Annotated in this window: 21 protein-coding genes; 13 read left to right on the forward strand and 8 right to left on the reverse strand. The window is 63.3% G+C overall.

The annotated features are described in order from the left end of the window. Positions 1 to 44: 44 nt before the first annotated feature. Entirely contained in the window at positions 45 to 1,508 is a 1,464-nt protein-coding gene (locus AC1DCF_RS15460; RefSeq protein WP_477211807.1) for a leucyl aminopeptidase, read from the reverse strand. Between the two features lie 135 nt (positions 1,509 to 1,643). Here AC1DCF_RS15460 and AC1DCF_RS15465 point away from each other — a divergent pair, with 135 nt between their 5' ends. The 5 genes from AC1DCF_RS15465 (at position 1,644) to AC1DCF_RS15485 (ending at position 7,481) form a co-directional block, all read left to right on the forward strand. Next, a complete protein-coding gene (locus AC1DCF_RS15465; RefSeq protein ID WP_441789729.1) occupies positions 1,644 to 2,567 on the forward strand; it encodes a proteasome assembly chaperone family protein in 924 nt (307 codons plus the stop codon). A 75-nt stretch (positions 2,568 to 2,642) separates the two neighbouring features. Continuing rightward, complete coding sequence (locus tag AC1DCF_RS15470) at positions 2,643 to 3,971, forward strand: MFS transporter (RefSeq protein ID WP_477211808.1); 1,329 nt, start codon at positions 2,643 to 2,645, stop codon at positions 3,969 to 3,971. A gap of 243 nt (positions 3,972 to 4,214) precedes the next feature. Then, entirely contained in the window at positions 4,215 to 5,480 is a 1,266-nt protein-coding gene (locus AC1DCF_RS15475) for an RNA polymerase sigma factor (RefSeq protein ID WP_441789731.1), read from the forward strand. A gap of 10 nt (positions 5,481 to 5,490) precedes the next feature. After that, positions 5,491 to 6,756, forward strand: coding sequence for a MurT ligase domain-containing protein (locus AC1DCF_RS15480; RefSeq protein ID WP_477211809.1), 1,266 nt, complete (start codon positions 5,491 to 5,493; stop codon positions 6,754 to 6,756). Beyond that, entirely contained in the window at positions 6,753 to 7,481 is a 729-nt protein-coding gene (locus AC1DCF_RS15485; RefSeq protein WP_477211810.1) for a type 1 glutamine amidotransferase, read from the forward strand. Before AC1DCF_RS15480 ends, AC1DCF_RS15485 begins: the two co-directional genes overlap by 4 nt. Before the next feature lie 76 nt (positions 7,482 to 7,557). Here AC1DCF_RS15485 and AC1DCF_RS15490 read toward each other — a convergent pair whose 3' ends face one another. Continuing rightward, a complete protein-coding gene (locus AC1DCF_RS15490; RefSeq protein ID WP_345062831.1) occupies positions 7,558 to 7,794 on the reverse strand; it encodes a DUF7455 domain-containing protein in 237 nt (78 codons plus the stop codon). Positions 7,795 to 7,966: 172 nt separating this feature from the next. Here AC1DCF_RS15490 and AC1DCF_RS15495 point away from each other — a divergent pair, with 172 nt between their 5' ends. Beyond that, the gene (locus AC1DCF_RS15495; protein ID WP_441789734.1) at positions 7,967 to 10,045 is read left to right on the forward strand and encodes a DNA gyrase/topoisomerase IV subunit B; all 2,079 of its coding nucleotides are present in this window, start codon (positions 7,967 to 7,969) and stop codon (positions 10,043 to 10,045) included. Positions 10,046 to 10,418: 373 nt separating this feature from the next. Here AC1DCF_RS15495 and AC1DCF_RS15500 read toward each other — a convergent pair whose 3' ends face one another. Next, entirely contained in the window at positions 10,419 to 12,893 is a 2,475-nt protein-coding gene (locus AC1DCF_RS15500) for a DNA gyrase/topoisomerase IV subunit A (protein WP_477211811.1), read from the reverse strand. Positions 12,894 to 12,991: 98 nt separating this feature from the next. On the opposite strand from AC1DCF_RS15500, the gene AC1DCF_RS15505 reads away from it, so the two are divergent. Continuing rightward, positions 12,992 to 14,134, forward strand: a complete 1,143-nt coding sequence (locus AC1DCF_RS15505) for an alkaline phosphatase family protein (protein WP_477211812.1) — start codon at positions 12,992 to 12,994, stop codon at positions 14,132 to 14,134. A 66-nt stretch (positions 14,135 to 14,200) separates the two neighbouring features. Here AC1DCF_RS15505 and AC1DCF_RS15510 read toward each other — a convergent pair whose 3' ends face one another. After that, positions 14,201 to 14,800: a DUF3043 domain-containing protein gene (locus AC1DCF_RS15510; RefSeq protein ID WP_441789737.1), complete on the reverse strand. Its 600-nt coding sequence runs from the start codon at positions 14,798 to 14,800 to the stop codon at positions 14,201 to 14,203. A gap of 38 nt (positions 14,801 to 14,838) precedes the next feature. On the opposite strand from AC1DCF_RS15510, the gene AC1DCF_RS15515 reads away from it, so the two are divergent. From AC1DCF_RS15515 to AC1DCF_RS15540, 6 genes are all read left to right on the forward strand, one after another. After that, the gene (locus AC1DCF_RS15515) at positions 14,839 to 16,260 is read left to right on the forward strand and encodes a M20/M25/M40 family metallo-hydrolase (RefSeq protein ID WP_477211813.1); all 1,422 of its coding nucleotides are present in this window, start codon (positions 14,839 to 14,841) and stop codon (positions 16,258 to 16,260) included. A gap of 196 nt (positions 16,261 to 16,456) precedes the next feature. Next, on the forward strand, positions 16,457 to 16,828 hold the full coding sequence (locus AC1DCF_RS15520) for a HesB/IscA family protein (RefSeq protein ID WP_477211814.1): 372 nt from the start codon (positions 16,457 to 16,459) through the stop codon (positions 16,826 to 16,828). A 213-nt stretch (positions 16,829 to 17,041) separates the two neighbouring features. After that, complete coding sequence (ctaC, locus tag AC1DCF_RS15525) at positions 17,042 to 17,929, forward strand: aa3-type cytochrome oxidase subunit II (protein WP_441789740.1); 888 nt, start codon at positions 17,042 to 17,044, stop codon at positions 17,927 to 17,929. A 3-nt stretch (positions 17,930 to 17,932) separates the two neighbouring features. Beyond that, positions 17,933 to 19,678, forward strand: coding sequence for an aa3-type cytochrome oxidase subunit I (gene ctaD, locus AC1DCF_RS15530; protein WP_477211815.1), 1,746 nt, complete (start codon positions 17,933 to 17,935; stop codon positions 19,676 to 19,678). Beyond that, complete coding sequence (locus AC1DCF_RS15535) at positions 19,679 to 20,101, forward strand: cytochrome c oxidase subunit 4 (RefSeq protein ID WP_477211816.1); 423 nt, start codon at positions 19,679 to 19,681, stop codon at positions 20,099 to 20,101. It abuts the gene before it with no gap. A 120-nt stretch (positions 20,102 to 20,221) separates the two neighbouring features. After that, the gene (locus AC1DCF_RS15540; protein WP_477211817.1) at positions 20,222 to 20,668 is read left to right on the forward strand and encodes a hypothetical protein; all 447 of its coding nucleotides are present in this window, start codon (positions 20,222 to 20,224) and stop codon (positions 20,666 to 20,668) included. A 24-nt stretch (positions 20,669 to 20,692) separates the two neighbouring features. Here AC1DCF_RS15540 and AC1DCF_RS15545 read toward each other — a convergent pair whose 3' ends face one another. From AC1DCF_RS15545 to qcrA, 4 genes are all read right to left on the reverse strand, one after another. Continuing rightward, on the reverse strand, positions 20,693 to 21,271 hold the full coding sequence (locus AC1DCF_RS15545) for a GNAT family N-acetyltransferase (protein ID WP_477211818.1): 579 nt from the start codon (positions 21,269 to 21,271) through the stop codon (positions 20,693 to 20,695). A 96-nt stretch (positions 21,272 to 21,367) separates the two neighbouring features. Then, complete coding sequence (locus tag AC1DCF_RS15550; RefSeq protein ID WP_477211819.1) at positions 21,368 to 22,210, reverse strand: methyltransferase domain-containing protein; 843 nt, start codon at positions 22,208 to 22,210, stop codon at positions 21,368 to 21,370. 42 nt (positions 22,211 to 22,252) lie between these two features. Then, positions 22,253 to 23,872 carry a cytochrome bc1 complex cytochrome b subunit gene (gene qcrB, locus AC1DCF_RS15555; protein ID WP_441789746.1) on the reverse strand — a complete coding sequence of 540 codons (1,620 nt, stop codon included), beginning with the start codon at positions 23,870 to 23,872 and terminating at the stop codon, positions 22,253 to 22,255. Continuing rightward, positions 23,869 to 24,939 (reverse strand): cytochrome bc1 complex Rieske iron-sulfur subunit, encoded by a 1,071-nt coding sequence (gene qcrA / locus AC1DCF_RS15560; RefSeq protein ID WP_441789747.1) that lies wholly within the window; start codon positions 24,937 to 24,939, stop codon positions 23,869 to 23,871. Before qcrA ends, qcrB begins: the two co-directional genes overlap by 4 nt. Positions 24,940 to 24,980: the final 41 nt, after the last annotated feature.

The raw sequence follows: 24,980 nt of genomic DNA on the forward strand, positions 1-24,980 counted from the left end.
TGGCGGGCCTTCTGCGGCAAGATATTCTTGCCTCTACGACTGTACTACGGGCGAGAAAAGTCCTCGGCCAGTCTGATCAGGGCACGCACAGAAACACCGGTGGGTCCCGGCTTCGTGAAGCCCCATGCTCCGCCTTCGTTCTGGGCGCTTCCGGCGATGTCCAGGTGAGCCCACGGAATCGTCGTGTCGGTGAACTCCCGCAGAAACACGGCGGCCAGGAGCATCCCGGCAGCTTTGTTTCCGATTTTCGCGTTGGCGATGTCCGCCACATCGGAGTTGAGCAGCGCCCGCAATTCGCCGGGCAACGGCATCGGCCAGGCGAGCTCGCCCGTTGCCGTGCTGGCCGCGAGCACCTGGTCGACCAAGGCGGTGTCGCCCATTGCCGCGAAGTAGCGCGTGCCGAGTGCGACCGTCGCCGCACCGGTCAGCGTCGCGACGTCGACGATGGCGTCCGGCTTCTCCTCGGCTGCGGCGACCAAGCCGTCGGCCAGAACAAGGCGGCCCTCGGCATCCGTGTTCAGCACCTCGACGGTGCGCCCACCGCGGATACGCAGAACATCCTCCGGACGAGTCGCGGTGCCCGACGGCATGTTCTCGGCGATGCACAACCAGGCGGTGATGCGCACCGGAAGGGCGAGCTTCGCTGCGGCGACTGCCACAGCCAGAACTGTCGCAGCGCCGGTCATGTCGTACTTCATGCCGACCATCGAGGCCGCGGGCTTCAGTGACAGGCCGCCGGTGTCGAACGTGATTCCTTTGCCCACGAGCGCCAAGTGGCGGGAGGCATCGGCGGGGGAGTAGCTGACCTTCACCAAACGTGGGGGCCGCGTCGACCCCTGGCCGACGCCCAGGATGCCGCCGAAACCGTCGGCGGCCAGGGCTGCCTCGTCCCAGATCGTCACGTCGATCGGCAAATCGCGCGCCGCAGCCTCTGAGCGTTCGGCGAGTGACTGCGGGAACAGGTCGGAGGGCGGGGTGTTGACGAGGTCCTTGACCAGTTGCATCGCCTCGGCGATCGCCAGTGCGTGAGCGACGGAGTCCTGATTGCCGAGCGTGGAGTGAACGTCGATGCGTGTGGCGCTGAGCTTGGCGTCGGCCAGGGAAGTGGTGCGGTATTCGGTGAAGGAATAGGCGCCGAGCAGTGCGCCCTCCAACAGGGCGTCGAGCTGCTGTTCATCGGCCAGGGGGAGTGCAAAGGCGAGGTGGTCAGCACCGGTCAGCTGACGCACGGCCGAGCCTGCAGCCAGGCGGAGCGCATCCGGCGTCATCACGGTGCCGATTCCGACAATGGCGATGGCGCCGGCCGCGCCGATTGTCGCGGGAAGCCGGACGACCTCGTCACGGCGACCTGTGACGCCGAGAGCGGTGAAATGCTCGGCCAGCCTGGCGAAGGCGGGGTCGGCGACCAGTGTTGGCCCGTCGGGAGTACTGACCGCGGCGAGCACGAGAATTTCGGCGACAGAATCGACAGCGGGCTGGGTGGACAGTGACAACGACGGGAGAACCATAGGTCAATGCTAATCACCGGGCGTCGGTACTCCGTTCCCGACCGTCCCGCTCGCTCCGTCAGTTGTTCGCTCTCGGCACTATCGCCAAGACCGCTTTTCAGTTTGCTTCGAGAGGGCGCGGCCTAGAGTTAATGCATGCGTGATCCAGGTGACCTCTACGAACTGACCGATGCCGCCGCCGGCATCCCCGAGGGCCTGCATCTCGTCGCCGGATTGACGGGTTTCGCGGATGCCGGTGGTGCAGTTTCGCAGTTCACCGAATATTTGCTCGGTGCGCTTCCGAACACCGTGGTCGCCAGATTCGATGCCGACGTGCTTCTCGACTACCGGGCGCGTCGCCCGATCATCTATTTCGATCAGGATCACCTCAGCGATTACCAGCCGCCGACGCTCAGCCTCTATCTGGCGCGAGATGAGGTCGGGCAACAGTTCCTGCTGCTCGCCGGCTACGAGCCCGATTTTCGGTGGGAACAGTTCACTGCTGCGATTCTTCAACTGGTCGAACGCTTCACCATCTCGTCGACCACGTGGGTGCACGCCATCCCGATGCCGGTGCCGCACACGCGCCCGATCGGAGTCACCGTCAGCGGTAGCCGCTCAGACCTGGTGGAGAGCATGTCGGTCTGGCGCCCCCACACGCAGGTGCCCGCAAACGTGCTGCACCTGGTCGAGTACCGGCTGCTCGAGTCTGACGCGTCGGCCGTCGGCTTCGTGCTCTTGATTCCTCACTATCTTGCCGACACCGAGTTTCCGTTCGCCGCCTTGTCGGCGCTCGAAAGCACGAGTGCGGCGACGGGACTCATCTTCCCGACCGATCACCTGCGCGAAAAGAACCGGGAGTTCATTGAGCGGATCGACGAGCAGGTGGCGGACAACCCCGAACTCGCGAAGCTGGTCGGCACGCTCGAACAGCGCTACGACTCCTATATGGAGGGCAGCACGCTGCGTTCGCCGCTCACCGACGAAGACGGCGAGCTTCCCACGGCCGACGAAATTGCCGCGGAGCTGGAGAAGTTCCTCGCGATCCGACGCAATAAAGATGACGGCTCGCCGCTCTAGCCGCCCAGGCCTCTGACCCTCCCACAGCCGCCTCGCCGTCATGGGGGTGCTGCACCGGGCGGTAGGTTGGGATGAGTGAACTCTTCTCGATCCTGGCTTATCTTCTCTCTCGGATCGTTCGCGTACCTCTCTGCTGTGCTGCAACGCACCTCGATGGGCATTGCCGGCGTCGCGGCCACCGAGCGGTTCGGCGGTTCGGCCGCAGTGCTGTCCAGCCTCGCCGTCGTGCAACTGATCGTTTACGCGGCGATGCAGATTCCCGTCGGCGTTCTGATCGACCGGTATGGGCCGCGCGTGCTGATTATCACGGGCACCGCGCTGATGGTCGTCGGTCAGATGGCCCTGGCCTTTGCGCCGAGCATCACCATCGCGGTGATCGGACGCATCCTGGTCGGCGCCGGCGATGCGATGATCTTCATCTCAGTGATCCGGTTGATCAGTTCGTGGTTCACCGGCCGAATCGTTCCGCAGTTGTCGCAGTGGATGGGTCAGATCGGCCAACTCGGTCAGGTGCTCTCGGCAATTCCACTCGCCTGGGTACTGTCGGAGTGGGGGTGGACACCCGCGTTCCTCTCGGCGGCATCCGTCGCGGTGGTCGCATTGATCGCCGTCATCCTTGTCATCAAGGACAGGCCCGCCGATTCCGAAGAACACCCCAGGGCCAACAGCTGGCATGTCGCGGTCACCCAACTGCGGCACAGTTTCAAGCGTCCGGGCACCCAACTGGGTTTCTGGTCGCACTACGTCACCCAATCGTCGGGCACCGTGTTCAGCCTGCTCTGGGGTTTTCCGTTCATGGTGTTCGGGCTGGGCTATGAACCGCACTTCGCAGCGGCGATGCTCACGATTTTGGTGGGGTCAGGTCTCGTCTTCGGCCCGATCCTCGGACTGCTGTCCGCCCGGTATCCGCTGCGACGCAGCAACATTGTGCTCGGTATTGTGACGGCGATCGGGCTGGCCTGGGCCGTGGTGCTGCTCTGGCCGACCGCGCCGCCGGTCTGGCTGATTGCCCTGCTGCTTGTGGTTCTCGGCATCGGGGGGCCCGGTTCGCTCATCGGTTTCGACTTCGCGCGCACCTTCAACCCGCAACGCAGCCTGGGCGCCGCGAATGGCGTCGTGAATGTGGGCGGCTTCACCGCCAGTTTCGTGTCGATGTTTCTGATCGGTGTGCTGCTCGACCTGCAAGACGGATGGCGCGTCGCCGGCGGTCAAGCCAGCGACCTGTACGCGCTCGACGCATTCCGTGTCGCGTTTGCCGTGCAATACCTGGTGATCGGGATCGGCGTCTTCTTTTTGGTGAGTGCGCGGCGCCGTACCCGCAGGGGACTTTCCCGCGACGAGGGAATAGAAGTGGCACCGATCTGGGTTGCACTCTCACGAAGGTGGCGTCGGCGCAAGGCCTGAGGCGAACAAAGTGGCTTGTTCCCCCGCCAAACCGTGCAATAATTGAGAACAGGACCCGTTCTGGTTCCGGAGTTTTTGACGCCAGCGTCAAAGCATGCGTTGCCTCGTTGCAGCGCCCCGGACTTGACATGGGTCCTTGTACTGCCCAAATTCAACTGCTTGATCACAATCCGCTCGTTTTAGCGGGTTGCGAGCAGGCTGAGGAACTGGCCAGTGCACCAACCCAGCATGAGAGGTGTTCGAATGGCAACCCCCGCAAAGTCAGAAGCGACGGAGACCACTGAGAGCAAGGAGTCCGCTGTCAAGACTCCCGCGACCAAAGCCGCTGCAACCAAGGCTCCGGCCAAGGCAGCTGCACCCAAGACTGCCGCAGTGAAGAAGGCCGCAACTGCAGCCCCGCGCAAGCGCGCTTCCAAGAAGGCCGACGACGAAGAAGTTGTCGAGCCGGTTGCCGCCGACGACGCGTTCGCCGATGACGACGAAGACGGCACCAAGCGTCCGGTCTCGACCGAGCCGCTTCCGACCGGCGCCCTCGTGCTTTCGCTCGTTGATGACGACGACGAGGTTCCGGTCTACTCGAGTGCCATCACCGGTGCGACGGCCGACCCTGTCAAGGACTACCTGAAGCAGATCGGTAAGGTCGCCCTGCTGAACGCGGCCGAAGAAGTTGAGCTGGCCATGCGTATCGAGGCCGGCCTGTTCGCCGAAGACAAGCTGTCGGTCATGACCGATGCCGAGAAGAAGAGCCCGCTCGGTCGTGAACTTCAGTGGGTGGCGAAAGATGGCGCCCGCGCGAAGAGCCACCTCCTCGGTGCCAACCTGCGCCTCGTCGTTTCGCTGGCCAAGCGCTACACCGGCCGCGGGATGCAGTTCCTCGACCTGATCCAGGAAGGAAACCTGGGCCTCATCCGTGCCGTCGAGAAGTTCGACTACACCAAGGGCTTCAAGTTCTCCACCTACGCCACCTGGTGGATCCGTCAGGCCATCACCCGCGCCATGGCCGACCAGGCCCGCACCATCCGCATCCCGGTGCACATGGTCGAGGTCATCAACAAGCTGGCCCGTGTTCAGCGTCAGATGCTGCAGGACCTGGGTCGCGAACCCACGCCTGAGGAGCTGAGCCGCGAACTCGACATGACGCCTGAAAAGGTCGTCGAGGTGCAGAAGTACGGTCGCGAGCCGATTTCACTGCACACTCCGTTGGGTGAAGACGGTGACAGCGAATTCGGTGACTTGATCGAAGACACCGAAGCCGTCGTTCCGGCCGACGCTGTCGGGTTCACCATGCTGCAGAAGCAGCTGGAAAGCCTGCTTGACTCGCTGTCCGAGCGTGAAGCCGGCGTGATCCGTATGCGTTTCGGTCTCGGCGACGGCATGCCGAAGACGCTCGACCAGATCGGCGACACGTTCGGCGTCACACGCGAACGCATCCGTCAGATCGAGTCGAAGACCATGGCCAAGCTGCGTCACCCGTCGCGTTCGCAGTCACTGCGCGACTACCTCGAGTAGGAGCGACGGGGTGCGATATGCCCCGGCGATCCTCATTGGCAGGGTCGTCAGGAAGCTTGCCCGGTGGCGTAAACCGGGTGGTGGCTCGGCGATTCCGGGCGTTGTCGTCAATGCGATTGCGCCCGGATTCCTTCCGCGCACCCTGAACAGCTTTCCCGGAGGGCTCGTCATCGTGACGGGTTCGAGTGGCAAGTCGACGACGACGAAGATGCTCGTTGCGGCTCTGCGCGCGCACGGGGTCAGTGTCTTCACGAACCCCTCCACGGCCAATATCAGCCAGGGGCTGACCTCGGCGCTGCTCGAGCAGGTGTCGCTCGCCGGTCGCATCGACGGCGACATCGCAGTGCTCGAGATGGATGAAGGCCATGGCGCCTTGATCTCCGCATCACTCACGCCGCGGGTCGTCGCCTTGACCAATGTGATGGTCGATCAGATCGATCGTTTTCACGATTCTGAAATGGTCGCGACGATGCTCGCGAAAATTGCGGCTCGGGCAACCGAGGCGGTCGTGCTGAATAGCGACGACCAGTACCTTGTCGAACTCGGTGAACGGCTGAGTGGTGTCCGGGTCGACCGGTACGGCGTCAGCGCCGAGGTGCTGGACCAGAACCCGCGCGGCCTCGGCTACACCCAAACGGCCCGCGACCGGTTGCCGGCGGGGGAGGGCGTTGTGCTCACCCGGGTGAAGGGCCGCGATGCCCAGTTGAATCTCGATGGTCGCACCTATTCGTTCACTCTGCCGGCCCGTGGCACTCACTATGCGGTCGACGCCGTCACGGCATTGGCCACCGCGCGCTCGGCCCTCGGTGAGCGGTTCGATCCGGTCGTCGCGCTGGCGGCCATCTCGGCGATCCCTCCGGTCTTCGGGCGTGGGGAGATCGTCTCGGTGCGTGGGCGCATGGTCGAGTTCGTGTTGGTTCAGAACCCAGCGAGTTTTCAGCTCAACGTGGACAGCCTGGAACCTGGCACTGAACAGATCATGATCGCCATCGGTTCGGATGTGCGTGACCCGTCCTATTTCTGGCCGGTCGACACGTCGGGGCTCGGTCACGTGCTGCTCGCCTCAGGTTCTAAAGCCTCTGACATTGCCCTGCAGCTGGCCTACGACGGCGTCTCCGTTGATCGGGTGGAACCCGATCTCGGTCAGGCGCTCGACGCGTTCCTTGCTCTTCCCGACCCGGCTCACGGGCTGAAGACAATCATCTTCTCTGCCGACTCGATGCGCCGCACGCGTGCACATCTCGGGTTGACTTCCAACGACGAGGAGCCGGCATGACCACGTCGCTGACCATTGTTTCGGTGCTGCCCGAACTTCTCGGCACGAACGGGGATGCAGCGAATGCTCGCGTGCTCCGCCGCCGGGCCGAGTGGGCGGGCTTCCAGGCGAACGTCGTCGAGGTGCGCACCGCGGCCGATCTCCCGTCGATCGTCGATGCGGTTGTCGTCGGTTCGGGAACCGATGGCGACCTGGCCGTGGCGCGGGACATCCTGGCCACGATGACAGACGAGTTTCGCGCGTGGTCGACCGGCGGGGTTCCGATCCTCGCTGTCGGCACCGGGTGGGAACTGCTCAGCTGGGGCATCGAACAAGCCGATGGCCCGGTGATCGAAGGCCTGGGTCTCGTCGCCGGCCGCGCTGTTCCGCGCACGGAGCGGGTGACCGACGACCTCATCGTGAAGACCAAGTACGGCCGTTTGATCGGGTTCGAGAACCACGCGCGCGACTATGTCGGCGCCGAGGGTTCGCCGCTCGGACGAGTGCTGTCCGGAACCGGAAACGGTGCCGGCTCCGAAGGCCTGGTGATGGGGGAGTTCTTCGGAACCCACCTCCACGGCCCGGTGCTCGCCCGAAACCCGCAGTTTGCCGATCACCTACTGGAGATCATGGCGGCCCGGCACGGTGTGTCTTATCGCCGCGGCGACGACGCAGTTTTTGCCGATGAAATGGCGCAAGCCGCACGCAATCAAATTGCAGTGCGGCTTGCTCAGGCTGCTGAGTAGCGAGCCGTTAAAAGTAATCAGCCAAGCTCCGGTGTTCCGGTGCTTGGCTGATTGAGCTCTCGAGGAGCTGAGCGTTCTACGAGCGCTGGTCTTCGAGGAGTCGGCTCGACTCGTCGTGCCAGCTCTCGGCGATAGCCGACAGCTTCTCCTGGTGCTTACGACCGTGGTGCGCGCAGAACAGCAGTTCACTGTTGTTCACGACGACCCGAATGTAGGCCTGGGCGCCACAAGCGTCGCAGCGATCGGCTGCGGTGAGCTGGTGGGGGGCGCCCTGCTGGTCGACGGCACCATTATCGGTGGCGATCTGGGACATGTTCTCCTCCTCCAGTTTCGAAGCCTGAAACCCAAGCTTTAAGGCTGATACTCAATCAAAACACGCCTTTGCCTTCCCAGCGAGCATTCTGGCTGTTATTTCGCTGACCGCGTAGTAACGCCAAGGAGTGTCAGCCGGGCAGTGTCAGGCTTGTTCAGTAGTGTTAACCGTTGTGAGTTCTGACTATTCCGCACGCCACCTTTCGGTCCTTGAGGGTCTCGAAGCAGTTCGCAAACGTCCCGGCATGTACATCGGGTCAACCGACTCGCGGGGACTCATGCACTGTCTCTGGGAAGTCATCGACAACTCGGTCGACGAGGCGCTGGCCGGACACGGCAACAGCATCGATATCGTGCTGCACCCCGACCAGAGCGTTGAGGTACGTGACACGGCGCGAGGGATCCCGGTCGACATCGAGCCGAAGACCGGCCTGACGGGTGTCGAAGTGGTCTTCACCAAGCTTCACGCCGGCGGAAAGTTCGGCAGCGGGTCCTACGCCGCATCCGGCGGCCTGCACGGTGTCGGCGCCTCGGTGGTCAACGCCCTGTCCGAGCGCCTCGACGTCGAGGTCGACCGTGACGGCAAGACCTATGCGATGTCCTTCCACCGCGGCGAGCCCGGCAACTTCGCCGACACGGGCGAGAAGAGCCCAGATGCCCCGTTTACGCCGTTCGAGAAGAAGAGCGAGCTGCGTGTCATCGGAAAGGTGAAGAAGGGGGTCACCGGCACACGCATCCGTTACTGGGCTGATCGCCAGATCTTCACCAAGGGTGCGACATTCCAGAACGATGAGCTTCTCGCCCGTGCGCGTCAGACGGCTTTCCTTGTGCCGGGGCTGGCCATTGAAATCGACGACCTGCGTGCCGAGGAGCCGATCCACGAATCGTTCAAGTTCGAGGGCGGCATCTCAGAGTTCGTCGATCACCTGGCGACGGATGCCCCGCTCACCGACACCTGGCGCCTGACCGGTGACGGTCACTTCACCGAGACGGTTCCCGTGCTCACCGACTCCGGCACGATGGTGCCGACCGAGCTGAAGCGCGACTGCCACGTCGACATCGCGCTGCGGTGGGGAACCGGCTACGACACTGTCGTGCGCAGCTTCGTCAACATCATCGCAACGCCCAAGGGTGGCACCCACCAGGCCGGCTTCGAGGCCGGGCTCCTCAAGTTTCTGCGTGCCGAGGTCGAGAAGAATGCCCGCCGGCTCAAGGTGGGTTCCGACAAGCTGGAGAAAGACGACGTGCTGGCCGGTTTGACGGCCGTGCTCACCGTGCGTCTGCCCGAGCCGCAGTTCGAAGGTCAGACCAAAGAGGTTCTCGGCACCCCGGCCGTGCGCGCGATCGTGGCCAACGTCATCGCGAAGACGATGAACGAACGCTTCACCTCGAGCAAGCGTGACGACAAGGCGCAGTCCGCCCTCGTGCTCGACAAGATCGTCGCCGAAATGAAGTCGCGCATCTCAGCGCGTGCGCATAAAGAGACGCAGCGCCGCAAGAACGCGCTCGAGAGCTCGTCGCTTCCGGCCAAGCTCGTCGATTGCCGCAGCAACGACGTCGCCACCAGTGAGCTGTTCATCGTCGAGGGTGACTCGGCGCTCGGCACGGCGAAGCTGGCGCGCGACAGCGAGCACCAGGCCTTGCTGCCCATCCGCGGCAAGATCCTGAACGTGCAGAAGGCATCCGTCTCCGACATGCTGAGCAACGCCGAGTGTGCGTCGATCATCCAGGTGATCGGGGCCGGGTCGGGGCGCAGCTTCGATCTGTCTGCAGCGCGCTACGGGCGGATCATCATCATGAGCGACGCCGACGTCGACGGCGCCCACATCCGTACCCTGCTGCTCACCCTGTTCTTCAGGTACATGCGCCCGATGATTGAAGACGGTCGTGTCTTCGCTGCGGTGCCACCGTTGCACCGGGTCGTGGTGATGAACCCGGGATCCAAGCCCAACGAGACGATCTACACCTATTCCGAAGCCGAACTTCAGGGCGTTCTCGCGGGGTTGAAGCGAAGCGGAAAGCGCTACCAAGACCCGATCCAGCGGTACAAGGGCCTCGGTGAGATGGATGCCGATCAGCTGGCGACAACCACCATGGAACGTGCGCACCGCACCCTGCGCCGCGTGCAGGTTTCTGACGCAGAGGCCGCCGGCGCCATGTTTGAGCTTCTGATGGGCAACGAAGTTGCTCCGCGCAAGGAGTTCATCATCGACAGCTCGGCCACGATGTCGCGGGACCGCATCGACGTCTAGACAGCAACACGCACGGATACACAGTGCCGTGCTCACAGGGTTCTCAGCCCCGGGAGCACGGCACTTCGTCATTCTGAGCGTCAGTTCCTATTGCGCAGTATCGCTGCTTTCCTCGCTGCGCTTCACGTTGCTTCTCGCGGGGCAACCGGGGCTGACTTCGCCGCTCCAGCCGTCGTTCACTGAGCGGCCGCCCCACGTCGGCCGCTGCCGCACAGCCCCGGCGCGGTCTATCCCGCTGGGCGAGGGGTAGACCCCGCGCCAGCGGGGATACTTCGCGCCGAGAAGGGCGGGGGCTCGTGGCTGCCAGTCGCGCGAGACGCAGAAGAGCCCGCCTCAACGAGGCGGGCTCTTCACAATTCACCGGATGCACCAACTAGCTCAGTGCTGCACCGATCGCGCCGACAACGGCGTCGAGCATGGTTCCTGAGGCGTCACGGCGTGCGCCCGATTCGGGAAGTGCGCGGGGTGTTCCGTCGAGAGCCACCGCGTGCGCCGGTGCCGGACCGACCCAGGCCAGAGCCAGGGTGTCTTCGCCCTTGAGGAAACGCTGCGACCGCACGCCGCCCGTCGCCCGGCCCTTGGCCGGGTACTCGGTGAACTCCGACACCTTGGCGCTGCCGGGATCGATGCCCAGTAGCGTCTGGCTGCCGATCGCGACGGTGGCGACGACCGCGGTCTCCGCCTCCTCGGGGCTCAGGCTGGTGAAGAACACGACCTGGGCATCCGCTGCCAGCTTGATGCCGGCCATGCCGCCGGCGGCACGCCCTTGCGGGCGCACGCCTGACGCGGGGAAACGCAAGAGCTGAGAGTCGGAGGCGACGAAGACGAACTCATCGTCGTCACCGCCCTGAACGGCTCCGATGACTTCGTCTTTCGGCTTCAGAGCAATGATCTCGAAATCGGGCTTGTTGGCCCAATCGCCGGGGGTGACGCGCTTGACGATTCCCTGCTTGGTGCCGAGCGCAATCGCGCGCGGAGATTCCAGTGAGACGAGAGCGAGAATTTTTTCGCCTCGATTCGGCAGCGCCAGGTAGTCGGCAACCTTGACGCCGGCCGCAAGCTGAATCGACGTCGGTGGCATCAGGGGCAAATCGACCGGGGTGAACCGGATGAGGCGGCCCAGGTTCGTGACCGCACCGATCTCGGCACGGCTGGTGGTGTCGAGCACCGAGAGCACCGCGTCATGCTTGCTGCGTCGTTTGGCGGGGCCGACGCGGTCGGCCTGGGCGTCGTCGCCCTCCTGCAGTTCGACCCGGGCGATGCGCCCGGTCACGCTCAGGTAAACCCGGGTCGGGGTGTCCTGAACTTCGAGCACCACTGCGCCACGCTTCGAGGCGGCGCCGGCGATGCTCGGCTTGGCTTCGGTGAGGAGGGTGCGCCGGGGCGTGCCGAACTTCTCGGCAACCGCCGCCAGCTCGTCGGACACGAGGTTGCGAATTGCCAGCTTGCTTCCGAGCAGTTTCTCCAAAGCCGCGATCTCAGCGAGCAACTGGTCACGTTCGCTTTCCAGCTCGATGCGGGAGAACCGGGTGAGTCGGCGCAGACGCAGCTCGAGAATGTACTCCGCCTGAAGCTGGCTGAGCTCGAACACGTCGATCAGGCGGGTCCGTGCCTGCTCGCTGTCATCACTGGTGCGAATGACCTGAATGACCTCGTCGATGTCGACGATGGCGATGAGGAGGCCCTGCACCAGGTGCAGGCGTTCCTTGCGGCGTGCCAGGCGGTAGGCCGACCGGCGGGTGACAACCTCGATACGGTGGCCGACATACACGACGAGCAGCTCACGCAGCCCGAGCGTCTGTGGTCCACCGTCGACCAGTGCGACGGCATTGATGTTGAACGAGTCTTCGAGCGGCGTCACCCGGTAGAGCTGCTCGAGCACCGCCTCCGGGCTGAACCCGGTCTTGATGCCGATGACCAGGCGCAGGCCCTTGGTACGGTCGGTGAGGTCGGTGACATCGGAGATGCCGCTGAGTTTCTTGTTGTTGACGCCATCCTTGATCTTTTCGATGACCTTCTCAGGCCCGACCAGGTAGGGCAGCTCAGTCACGACCAACCCGGTCTTGCGCGCGGTGATCGCCTCGACCGAGACCCGGGCGCGCGTCTTGAAGCTGCCGCGGCCGGTCGCGTAGGCGTCCTTGATGCCGGCCAGCCCGACGATGGTGCCGCCGGTGGGCAGATCGGGGCCGGGAACGAACTCCATCAGGTCTTCGAGCGTCGCATTCGGATGCGCGAGCAGGTGCCGGGCGGCGCCGACGACCTCGACCAGATTGTGCGGGGCCATATTGGTGGCCATGCCGACCGCGATTCCGCTCGCACCGTTGACCAGTAGGTTCGGGTAGGCGGCGGGAAGCACATCGGGCTGGGTCAGCTGATTGTCATAGTTGGGAACGAAATTCACGACGTCTTCGTCGAGGTTCTCGGTCATCGCCAGCGCCGGGGCCGCCAGCCGCGCCTCGGTGTAGCGCGAGGCGGCCGGGCCGTCGTCGAGCGAGCCGAAGTTTCCGTGGCCGTCGATGAGCGGAACGCGAAGCGTGAACGCCTGCGCCATGCGCACGAGGGTGTCGTAGATGGCGGTGTCGCCGTGCGGGTGCAGCTTGCCCATCACCTCGCCGACAACCCGGGCCGACTTCACATGGCCCCTGTCTGGTCGCAGGCCCATTTCGCTCATCTGGTACAGGATGCGGCGCTGCACGGGCTTCAGGCCGTCTCGCGCGTCGGGGAGGGCGCGCGAGTAGATCACTGAGTAGGCGTATTCCAGGAACGAGCCTTGCATCTCGACGGAAACGTCGACGTCTTCAATGCGTTCGGTAATCGAGGCGGGGGGAGTGCTGTCTTTGCGGCTCATTCGTGACTTCTGCTTCAGGCGTGCGCTGTGCGTGAGGCAGGCACTGTGCACTTCGGTGAGATGCGGACGTGCGGAACAGCTGTGAAAGACTTGTCCCGATGCCTTCAATTCTACCGGCCCGCCAATTCGGAGCCCTGCGCCTGGCCGATGTTCTGACAAGTTCTCTTGCCGCAATCTGCGGCGAACCCAACACCTTCGGGCTTCCCCCCGTGGCCAAGGCCGTGGTGGTGCTCGCTGACGGGCTCGGCGTGAGCTCGATCAAAGCGCGCGCCGGGCACGCCCGGTTTCTTGCGTCGAGGCTGACCAAGACTTCGGTGATCGAAGGTGTCTTCCCGGCGACGACGGTGGCCGGCATCGCCGCGCTGACCACGGGTGTGCAACCAGGAATGCACGGCCTGGTTGGCTACCGCGTTCTCGATGAAGCCAATGACCGTGTGGTGAACCAGATCAACGGCTGGGATGAGGGAATGCCGCCCGAGACCTGGCAGCGCGCGCGCACCGTTTTCGAACAGGCAACGGATGTCGGCGTGCCGTCGTTCGTGATCGGGCCCAGGCGCTACGACGCCTCGGGCCTCACCCAGGCGGTGCTTCGCGGAGCGACCTACGTCGCTGCAGACTCGGTTGCCGACCGCTTCGCCGCGGCCCGGCGAGTGCTTGACGGGAATGAACGGGCGCTCGTCTATCTCTACGTCGCTGAGCTCGACATTGCCGCCCATGCCCACGGCTGGGAATCGGCGAAGTGGCTGGGGGCCCTCGAAACCCTCGACGGCGAGATCGCCGCCTTCGCGGGAGGGTTCGGCGCTGACGAAGGCCTGCTGCTCACCGCAGACCACGGAGTAATTGACGTGCCGCACACCAAACACATACTTTTCGACACGGTTCCGGAGCTGGTTGCGGGAGTCCGCCACATCGGGGGAGACCCGCGCTGCCTCTACCTCTACCTGGAGTCTCCGACGCCCGGTGCGGCCGATGCGTTGGCCGAGGACTGGCGCAGCGTCGAAGGGGACCGTGCCTGGGTGTTCACGCGTGACGAGGCGATCGCATCCGGTCTTTTCGGCCCGGTCGCCGACGAGGTACTGCCGCGCATCGGCGACGTAATCGTGGCGGCGCGCAAACTCGTCGCCTATTACGACTCCCGCGAACCCAATCAGACTGCGCGACAGATGATCGGCCAGCACGGCTCAATGACCGATGAAGAGGTGCGCGTTCCGCTGATTCGTGCGGGCGCCTTCAGTAACTGAGGCTCAAGAAACAACTGACCCGCAGCCGAATCGGCTGCGGGTCAGTTGTTTCGTTCAGGGTGTAGATCAGCTCGGGTACTGGCCGCGCTTCACCTGAGGCTTCGGCAGACGCATCGGGCGCAGCTGGAGTGCGCGCATCGCGGCGTACCAACGCACCTTCTCCGCCTTGTCGGCACCGAACTTGGCGGCAACCTTGCGGGTGACGATGAAACCGAGGATGACGCAGTCGACAACTGCAACGAGGAAGAACGCCCAGAGGGCGAGGATGCCGTACGTCTGCACTGCAGGGTCGGGGAAGAAGGTGAGCAGGATCACCAGGAACATGACCGGAATCATGAACTCGCCCACGTTGAAACGCGCGTCGACGTAGTCACGCACGTAGCGCTTCTGCGGTCCACGCTCGCGAAGGGGGAGGTACTTGTCTTCGCCGTTTGCCATTCCGATGCGGGCGCGTCCTCGCGCCTCCATCGACTTTTCACGGGCTTGCTTGGCGGCAATCTTGCGATCACCGGGGACGAGCGGACGCTGGTTGGCAGCTTCTTGCTGCTTGCGCGTCGGCGTCGCCTGACCTTTTCCGGTCGTGGCCGCAGCAGCGAGGCGAGCTGCAGTTTCGTCGGCAGTCTCAATCGACGGCTGGGCGTCGGGGTTTACAGGGTTCTTAGCCACATCAATTCCTTGCGATTGGTTGCTTTAAGATTACCTCCATGACGGATACCCAGAAGCCAGTCTCTGAAGTTGTTCCCGAACTCGATTCCGCGTTGCGCGCGGCCGTTGAACGCGGCCTACCCGGCACGATCGCCGACCTGTCTGCGCTCGTGCGCATCCCGTCGGTTTCGTGGGCGGCATTCGACCGAAACCAGGTCGCCGCCAGCGCCGACGCAGTCGCCGCCCTGGCCCGTGATCTCGGAGTGTTTGACGTTGTCGAGGTGAAGCAAGCCGGCATTCCCGGCACCGACGAGCTCGGCCAGCCCGCCGTGATTGCAACGCGCGCCGCCCGAAACGGGCGGCCGACCGTTGTGCTCTACGCCCACCACGACGTGCAGCCTCCAGGCAAAGACGAAGAGTGGGAGTCGAACCCGTTCGAGCCCACCGTGCGCGGTGACCGCCTCTACGGCCGTGGCGCCGCCGACGACAAAGCGGGCGTCATGGCCCACATCGGTGCCATCCGCGCGTTGGTCGAGGCGGAAGGGGCCGACTTCGATCTCGGCCTCACCCTGTTCATCGAAGGCGAGGAAGAGTTCGGCAGCCGCTCATTCGCCACCTTCCTCGAAGAGAATCATGCAGCGCTCTCGGGTGACGTGATCGTCGTCGCCGACTCCAATAACTGGGACATCGACACGCCAGCACTGACGATCGGCCTGCGCGGAAATGTCACCTTCCGGTTGACGGTGCGTACGCTCGCCCATGCCTCGCACTCCGGAATGTTCGGGGGAGCGGTACCGGATGCGATGCTGGCCACGATTCGCCTGCTGTCGACACTTCACGACACTGACGGCGGCGTCGCCGTGGCCGGGCTGACCAGCCACCACCAAGAGACACCGCCCTACTCTGAGGAGCAATTGCGCCGGGAGACCGGGCTGCTCGATGGCGTGTCGCCGATCGGACACGGCACTATTCTCAGCAGGATCTGGGCTCAGCCATCGATTACCGTCACCGGAATCGATGCGCCGACTGTCGCGAACGCGTCAAACACTCTCTCCCCAGCGATCAGCGTGCAAATCAGTGTGCGCGTCGCCCCCGGTCAGGAGGCGCAGTCGGCATATGAGGCGATCGAGAAGCACCTCAGAGAGAACGCACCGTTTGGCGCGCACCTCGAGATCGATGACGTCGACACGGGGGAGCCGTTCCTCGTCGACACCAGCGGCTGGGCGGTCGCCTCGGTGCGGCAGGCGATGGCCGATGCGTGGGGCGTGCCACCGGTTGACATCGGAGTCGGTGGGTCGATCCCGTTCATCGCCGACCTCGTTCGGGTGTTCCCGGCCGCGCAGATCCTGGTCACCGGCGTCGAAGACCCTGACTCCCGTGCGCACAGTCCCAACGAGTCGCTGCACCTCGGCGTGTTCAAGCGGGCGCTTCTGACCGAGGCCTACCTCTTGGGGCGCTTGAACCGCCGCGACGCCGTCTAGAACCGGCTGCCATCGTTGAATTCGCCAGACGCATCCGCGACGTCAGTGACGCCCGATATGACGCCCGGGAATGTTCACGGCGAGTTCAACGTTGCCGGAGTTAGAATCTTTTCAATACCGGCCCCCGTGCCGAGCTATCCCAGTGCCGAACGACCGAACCGACGCGATCACTCACCTGATCGAACCGAGGAGCACCATGACTGACACCATCACCACTGCGTCCCAGACCGCCGACGCCGCAGTTCACGCCGTCGGGCTGAGCGACGCCGCAGCCGACAAGGTGCGCAGCCTGCTCTCGCAGGAGGGCCGTGAAGACCTGCGTCTGCGCGTAGCCGTGCAGCCGGGCGGATGCTCAGGGCTGATCTACCAGCTTTACTTCGACGAGCGCACTCTCGATGGTGACGCCGTGCGTGACTTCGACGGCGTCGAAGTGATCGTCGACAAGATGAGCGTTCCCTACCTGGAGGGCGCCACCATCGACTTTGAAGACACGATTCAGAAGCAGGGGTTCACCATCGACAACCCCAATGCGGGTGGAAGCTGCGCGTGTGGAGATTCTTTCCACTAGTTAGCCGAAGCACGTCAACCTGGGAGATCATCCGTCTGGATGGTCTCCCATCTGGCTTTTTCGGCCCTTTTTGGCGGGAAATTTTCAGGCAGACGGCGACTTCTCGAGCGACTCGGCCCCCAGAGTGCACATTGGGCGGCATCTGCCGGAGTAGGCTAGAACCGGTCAAAGCACTTCCTGTGAAGTGCCCTCGAGTCTCCCGAAAGGTCACCGGTGCGCACAAATCGCCGTCTCCGATGGGCTGCAATTCCGATCGCAGCGACGTTAACCATTGTTCTTGCCGGGTGCACTACCGCCCAGCTGAATGGTTTTCTCCCCGGCTTTGTTGATGGCGAATCGGCGGTGACAAATCACACCGAGCGCATTTCAGGGCTTTGGACCACTTCGTGGATCGTGTTGCTCATCGTCGGTCTCATCACCTGGGGCCTTACTATCTGGGCGGTCGTTGTCTACCGACGCCGCAAGGGTCAGACCGGTCTTCCGGTCCAGATGCGTTACAACATGCCGATCGAGATCTTCTACACAATCGTGCCGCTGATCTTGGTGCTGGGCTTCTTCGCCTTCACCGCGCGTGACCAGGCTGCGATCGAAGCTCGCTTCGACAAGCCGGACGTGCAGATTGAGGTCATGGCCAAGCAGTGGGCTTGGGACTTCAACTACGTGAACGAAGACGTCTACTCGGCGGGCATTCAGGCCCAGCCGAAGCTCGATGCTCCGGCCGGCACGATCAAGGAAGCCGAGCTGCCGAAGCTGGTTCTTCCGGTCGGCGCGAAGGTCGAGTTCAAGCTCGAGTCTCGCGACGTCATCCACTCGTTCTGGGTTATCGACTTCTTGTACAAGAAAGACGTGATTCCGGGCAAGACGAACTACATGTCGCTGATCCCCGAACGCGTCGGCACGTACGCCGGCAAGTGTGCGGAACTGTGTGGCGAGTACCACTCCCTCATGCTCTTCAACGTCGAGGTCGTCTCACAGGCTGACTACGACACGTACATCGAGTCGCTGCGTGCAGCCGGCAACACCGGTCAGCTCGGTCAGGAATATGACCGAAACAGCAATCTTCCGGGCACGGGTGCCCCGACCATCGAGGAGGGCCACTAACCCATGAGCACCATCACAGCACCCGCCCCGACACCGACGGCGTCACAGGGCTCATCGCCCGTGACCTCGCCGACGGCTGAGCGCAAGGGCAACATCCTGGTCAAGTGGATCACCTCCACCGACCACAAGGTCATCGGGTACATGTACCTGATCACCTCGTTCATCTACTTCTGCATCGGCGGCGTGATGGCCTTGGTCATCCGCGCACAGCTCTTCGCCCCGGGTCTTGAGATTGTTCAGACCAAGGAGCAGTACAACCAGCTGTTCACGATGCACGGCACGATCATGTTGCTCATGTTCGCCACCCCGCTCTTCTTCGGGTTCGCGAACGCCCTCATGCCGCTGCAGATCGGTGCTCCCGACGTGGCATTCCCGCGTCTGAACGCCTTCTCCTACTGGCTCTTCAACTTCGGTAGCCTCATCGCCGTCGCTGGGTTCCTCACCCCGCAGGGTGCTGCATCCTTCGGTTGGTTTGCTTATCAGCCGCTGGCATCGACGACGTTCTCGCCCGGTGTCGGTGGAAACCTCTGGATGGTTGGCCTGGGTCTCTCGGGATTCGGCACGATCCTCGGTGGTGTGAACTTCATCACCACGATCATCACGATGCGTGCCCCCGGTATGACCATGTTCCGCATGCCGATCTTCACGTGGAACGCGCTCGTCACCTCGATCCTGATCCTGATGGCGTTCCCGGTTTTGGCCGCAGCCCTGCTGGCCGCCGCTGCAGACCGTATCTTCAACGCTCATATCTACGACCCAGCGAATGGTGGCGCCATCCTCTGGCAACACCTGTTCTGGTTCTTCGGACACCCTGAGGTCTACATCATTGCGCTGCCGTTCTTCGGCATCGTTTCCGAGGTGTTCCCGGTGTTCAGCCGCAAGCCGATCTTCGGGTACAAGACCCTCGTCTACGCCACGATCTCGATCGCTGCTCTCTCGGTCACGGTGTGGGCTCACCACATGTACGTCACCGGCTCCGTGCTGCTGCCCTTCTTCTCGCTGATGACGATGCTCATCGCGGTTCCGACCGGTGTGAAGATCTTCAACTGGATCGGCACGATGTGGCGCGGGTCGTTGACCTTCGAAACCCCGATGCTCTGGGCGATCGGCTTCCTGGTCACGTTCACCTTCGGTGGTCTGACCGGTGTCATCCTCGCGTCGCCGCCGCTCGACTTCCACGTGTCTGACACCTACTTCGTCGTGGCGCACTTCCACTACGTCGTCTTCGGCACCGTCGTCTTCGCCATGTTCAGTGGCTTCTACTTCTGGTGGCCGAAGTGGACGGGCAAGATGCTCAACGAGACTCTCGGAAAGTGGCACTTCTGGTTGCTGTTCATCGGCTTCCACACCACCTTCCTCGTGCAGCACTGGCTGGGTGTCGTTGGTATGCCGCGTCGTTACGCGACCTACTCACCGGAAGACGGCTTCACCTGGATGAACGAGTTGTCGACCATCGGTGCAATGATCCTCGCGGTCTCGCTGATCCCGTTCTTCTTGAACGTGTACATCACCGCTCGCAAGGCGCCGAAGGTCACGGTCAACGACCCCTGGGGTTACGGTGCTTCCCTCGAGTGGGCCACGTCGTGCCCGCCGCCGCGTCACAATTTCACCTCGATTCCGCGTATCCGGTCTGAGCGCCCCGCGTTCGACCTGAACCACCCCGAGGTGGGCATCCCGGTCGGCATCGGTCCGGCGAAAGATGCACCAGACGCACCCATCTATGACGCCGCCTCGGAAAAGGTCAAGTAAATGAAAGCCAACGTCAATCTCTTCTGGATCCTGACGGTCTTCTTCGCACTCTCCACCGTCACCTATGTGGTCTGGAGCCTGCTTGACCCGAACCACCTGGCTGTCGAGTGGGCCGGTACCTTTGCCCTCGCGTTGTCGACGATCCTGTCGGCCTTCCTCGCCTTCTACCTGGGCCGCGTCCACGCCGCTCAGGGTGGAGAGCTTCCGGAAGACCGCCTCGATGCAAACATCGATGATGGCGATCCCGAGATGGGCTTCTTCAGCCCGTGGAGCTGGTGGCCGATCATGCTGGCCGGAAGCGCAGCGTTGCTGTTCCTCGGCCTCGCAGTCGGTTTCTGGATCTGCTTCATCGCGGTCGGTGTCGGCGTCATCAGCCTCGTCGGATGGGTCTACGAGTACTACCGCGGTCTCTTCGCCCGCTAACGCTGGCAGGCATCTGCTTTCTGAACGCGAAACGCCCTCCTTCGGGAGGGCGTTTTGCGTATCCGGACGCCGTGCACCTGTACGCTCAGTGACAGACAGCGTTGGGGGGGGCGTGGGCAAATGGTTACATCACGGATCTGGGCAGGAGCACTCGCCTGCAGCGCGGCACTGGTTCTCACGGGGTGCGTGGGCGACGATCAAACAACTCAGATTCGCAAGTTCCTGTCTGCGGAAAGCAGCCCGATCGAGGCCTTGCCCGTTGACGTGAAGGAAGTGGCGAGCGGCGCCGCCACCGGTCGCCTCGTCGGCGAGCTCGCCGGTGTGAGCTACTTTGTGACCGACTACGTCGAAGCGGAGTCCGGGATGCCTGGAATCTGTTTGGTGCTCACCAATCCGCCGAAGGGCAGTGTTTCGGGCTGCACGACCGACGCCAACGCCTCACGGCTTTGGATAAGCGGCAGCGCAACCGGAATTGCCAGAATCGTGGCCCCGGATGACCCGGTACCGGACGGCTGGACGAAACTCGGAGGGTTTCTGATCGTGAACCCCGACACGACCTCTTCGTAAGCCTTCAGTGAAGCCGCACTGAATCTAGCTGTGCAGATCCAACCGCATGACGACGCGGGGAAAACCGTTCAACACGGATTCGGTGTCGGCCGCCTTGGTGAATCCGGCCCGCTCGAAGAGTGAGCGAGTGCCGACATAGGCCATCGTGAGATCGACCTTCTCGCCTGCGTTGTCGACCGGGTAACCCTCGATCGCCGGAGCGCCATGTTCGCGTGCGAATTCGACGGCGCCGGCCAGCAGCCGGTGTGAGATCCCGGTTCCACGATGCCCCGGGCGCACGCGGATGCACCAGACCGACCAGACGTCGAGCTCGTCGACGTGCGGAATCTTCCGGTTGCGCGCGAACCCGGTGTCGGCGCGAGGATGAACCGCCGCCCAGCCGACTACTTCGCCGACGTCGTCGTAGGCGAGAACCCCAGGCGGCGGGTCTTCGCTCGTCAGGCGTTTCACTCGCTCACCGCGCTCAGGCCCACGCAGCGCGAGGTTCTCGGTTGACGGGATGCGGTAGCTCAGACACCAGCACACGTTCGCATCGGCGCGTTTCGGCCCCACCATCGTCTTCACGTCGTCGAAGACCGTCGCTGTGCGCACCTGGATCGCCATGCACTCACCCTGGCACTCCCATTCGACGGCGACAACACCGGTCTTCGGTCAGGAGAGCGCTTTGGCCAGATCCCGCTGAGCGCGGGGGAGCAGTGATCAGCGGGAGAGTCGGCGGAAGCCGAACACTTCGAATGACGTCGTCACCGGGTGTCGGTCGACCGTGAGGTTGTCCGCATCCTCACGCAGGTCATCTGCGGCGGACTGGTGATGGGCCGACGGCCCCATCCCAACAAGTGCCGTGATCTCTGACTCCGTGAGCCAGACCTCCGCAGAGAGCTGCTGGCGGGAGTGCACGGCGAAATACTCGGCGAGGCCGGAGATCAAGACGGCAGCTTTGTCTTCTTGAACGCCGAGGGCACGACCCGCCTCGCGCAATTCGCGTAAGTGGGAAGGCTGGGGGATGACCACGACGAGTAAGCCGTCCGGTCGAAGTACACGTGCGAACTCCGCAGCATTGCGGGGCGCGAAGACGTTGAGGATGACATCGGCTGCGCCATCCTTGATGGGCAGTGGCGACCAGACATTGGCAACGAGGCCGTCAGTTCGGTCCACGTTGCGTACCGTTCGGGAGACCGCCGCAGGCGAGATGTCGACGGCCAACGCGCGCGCCGCCGGCACCTGGTCAAGAACACCGCCTAAGTAGTAGCCGGTACCGCAGCCGATGTCGACGACGGTGAGCGGCGACTCCGACGCGACGACACGGGTGACGGCCTCCCTGAGCGACGCGTACCAGCCGGCACCCAGAAAAGCATCGCGTGCGGCAAGCATCTCAGCGCTGTCGCCGATCAAACCGCGGGAACGCAGAAGGGTGATGAAGCCCCGCTTGTTCACGTCATAGGAATGCCCGGCGTCGCAGGTGACCATGAGCGGTTCCTGCGGGCTGAGCGCAGAAAAACAGACCGGGCATCGAAGCCACTCCGACAAAGTCTGGAGTGACATCGATACCCGATCTGTTATGTGTGTTCCGATCAGCCGTGGTGACTAGTGGTGATCGCCGTGCGACTGGTCGAGTTCCTTCTGGCTGACCGGTGCGATCCGGTCTTCGAAGAACCAACGGGACATCGCGGCACGGAAGTGCTGGCCGGCGGTGATCTGACCCTTGGCGTTCGGGCGGATCATCAACGGCTTGTAGTCCGTGTGGTTGATGAGCTTCCAGCGCTCGTACTCGTCAACGGGCTGGTGCACCTCGATGTACTCGCCGCCGGGGAGGCGAACGATGCGGCCTGACTCGTAGCCGTGCAGCACGATCTCGCGATCCTTCTTCTGCAGCGCCAGACAGATGCGCTTGGTGAGGAAGTAGGCAAGAACCGGTCCGAGGATGGTGATCGCCTGGATGGCGTGGATCACGCCTTCCATCGTGAGGTGGAAGTGCGTCGCGATGATGTCCGACGACGCGGCAGCCCAGAGGCCTGCGTAGAAGGTCACGCCGGCGGCGCCGATCGCGGTGCGGGTCGGAGCGTTGCGCGGGCGGTCCAGGATGTGGTGCTCGCGCTTGTCGCCGGTGATCCACGCCTCGATGAACGGGTAGAACATCACGAGCATGATGAAGATGCCGATGACGATCAACGGGATCAAGATGTTCCACGAGTAGGTGTGGTCAAGCCACACGACCTCGAGTCCCGGCGGAATCAGGCGCAGTGCACCGTCGGCAAATCCGATGTACCAGTCAGGCTGGGTACCGGCGGAAACAGGTGACGGGTCGTACGGGCCGTAGTTCCAGATCGGGTTGATCGTGAACAGCGCAGCCATCAGCATCACGACGCCGAAGACGATGAAGAAGAATCCACCGGCCTTCGCGGCGTAAACCGGGAGAACCGGGAAGCCGACGACGTTCTGGTTGGTCTTGCCCGCACCGGGGTACTGCGTGTGCTTGTGGACAACCACAAACAGGAGGTGCAGTGCGATGAAAGCGACGACCAGAGCGGGCAGCAACAGGATGTGCAGCGAGTAGAGGCGGCCGACGATGTCTTCACCCGGGAACTCGCCGCCGAAGAGCAGGAAGGAGATCCAGGTTCCGGCGACCGGAATGCCCTTGATGATTCCGTCGATAATGCGCAGACCGTTTCCGGAGAGCAGGTCATCGGGGAGGGAGTAGCCGGTGAAGCCTTCAGCCATCGCGAGGATGAAGAGCACGAAGCCGATCACCCAGTTGAGCTCACGCGGCTTGCGGAACGCACCGGTGAAGTAGATGCGCAGCATGTGCAGGCCGATGGAGGCAACGAAGAGAAGCGCAGCCCAGTGGTGAACCTGGCGCATGAGCAATCCACCACGAACATCGAAGGAGATGTCGAGGGTCGACGCCATGGCGGCAGACATCTCGACACCCTTCAACGGAACATACGAACCGTCGTAGTGCATTTGCGTCATCGACGCCTGGAAGAAGAATGTCAGAAAGCTTCCAGAGAGAAGGATGATGACGAAGCTGTACAGCGCCACTTCACCGAGAAGGAATGACCAGTGGTCAGGAAAGATCTTTCGACCCAGTTCCTTGACCGCTGTAGAGATGCTGGTGCGCTCATCGAGGTAGTTCGCCGCGGAAGCGGTGAAGCCGCCCGACTTTTTAGCCTCGGCGGGTGCGCTCGTGGTGGTTGACGTGCTCAAGAACGCTCCCAGAAGCTCGGTCCGACGGGTTCGGTGAAGTCGCTCTGCGCGACCAGGTAGCCCTCAGAGTCAACGGCGATGGGCAGCTGGGGGAGCGGCCGCTTGGCCGGTCCGAAGATAACTGCACACTCGTTTGAAACATCAAACTGTGACTGGTGGCACGGGCAGAGCAGGTGGTGTGTCTGCTGCTCGTAGAGAGCAACAGGGCAACCGACGTGGGTGCAAATCTTGGAGTACGCGACGATGCCGTCATACGACCAGCTCTTGCGTGAAGGCTGCTCGTGGAGATCTTCCGGCTTCAAACGCATCAGCAAGACTGCGGACTTGGCCTTCTCTTCGAGCTTGCCGTGCTCCAGGTCGACCAAACCCTCGGGGATCACGTGGAACACCGAGCCGAGCGTGACGTCCGATGCTCGGATCGGGGTGCCGCTGGGGTCGACCGTCAGGCGCATGCCCTTCTTCCACATGGTGTGCTCGAGGAGCGCTACCGGATCCTGGTCCTGCGGGCCGAGGCCGCGGAACAGCACCACTGCGGGAAGCGGGAACACGACGAGTGCGCCGATCAGGCTGTTGCGGATGAGGGTGCGACGGCCGAAGCCTGACTCCTCATTCGCTTCCTGGAAGATCTCCACGGAACGGGCACGGGTTTCATCGCTGCCCTGAACCGGGTGACGCTCATCGACGCCTTCGTGGTCGGACATCAGTGCCTTGCCCCAGTGGACCGCACCAATACCGAGCGCTAGAAGCGCGAGCGCCAGACCCAAACCGATGAACAGGTTGTTCAGTCGAACTGATCCGACGTCTTCACCTTCCATCGGGAAGATCATGTAGGCGGCGATCGCCCAGATGCTGCCCACGATTGACAGGTAGAAGAGCGTGTACACAGCGCGCTCGGCGGTGCGTTCAGCTTTCGGTTCGAGATCTGTCACACGCTTGCGGTGCGGGGGGAGACCTGGGTTGGCGACGGCATCCCGTGCGACGACGGCGATACCGGAGGATTCCTCCGCGTGTGCGCCGGGCGAGTCGGCGGCGATCAGGTCCTTCCCGCCGTTATCGTCCTTGGCCATTGTTCTCCTTCAGGGGCTTTATACGCTGTGTCATGAACCGG

This window comes from Leifsonia sp. 10L418 (assembly GCF_056395445.1).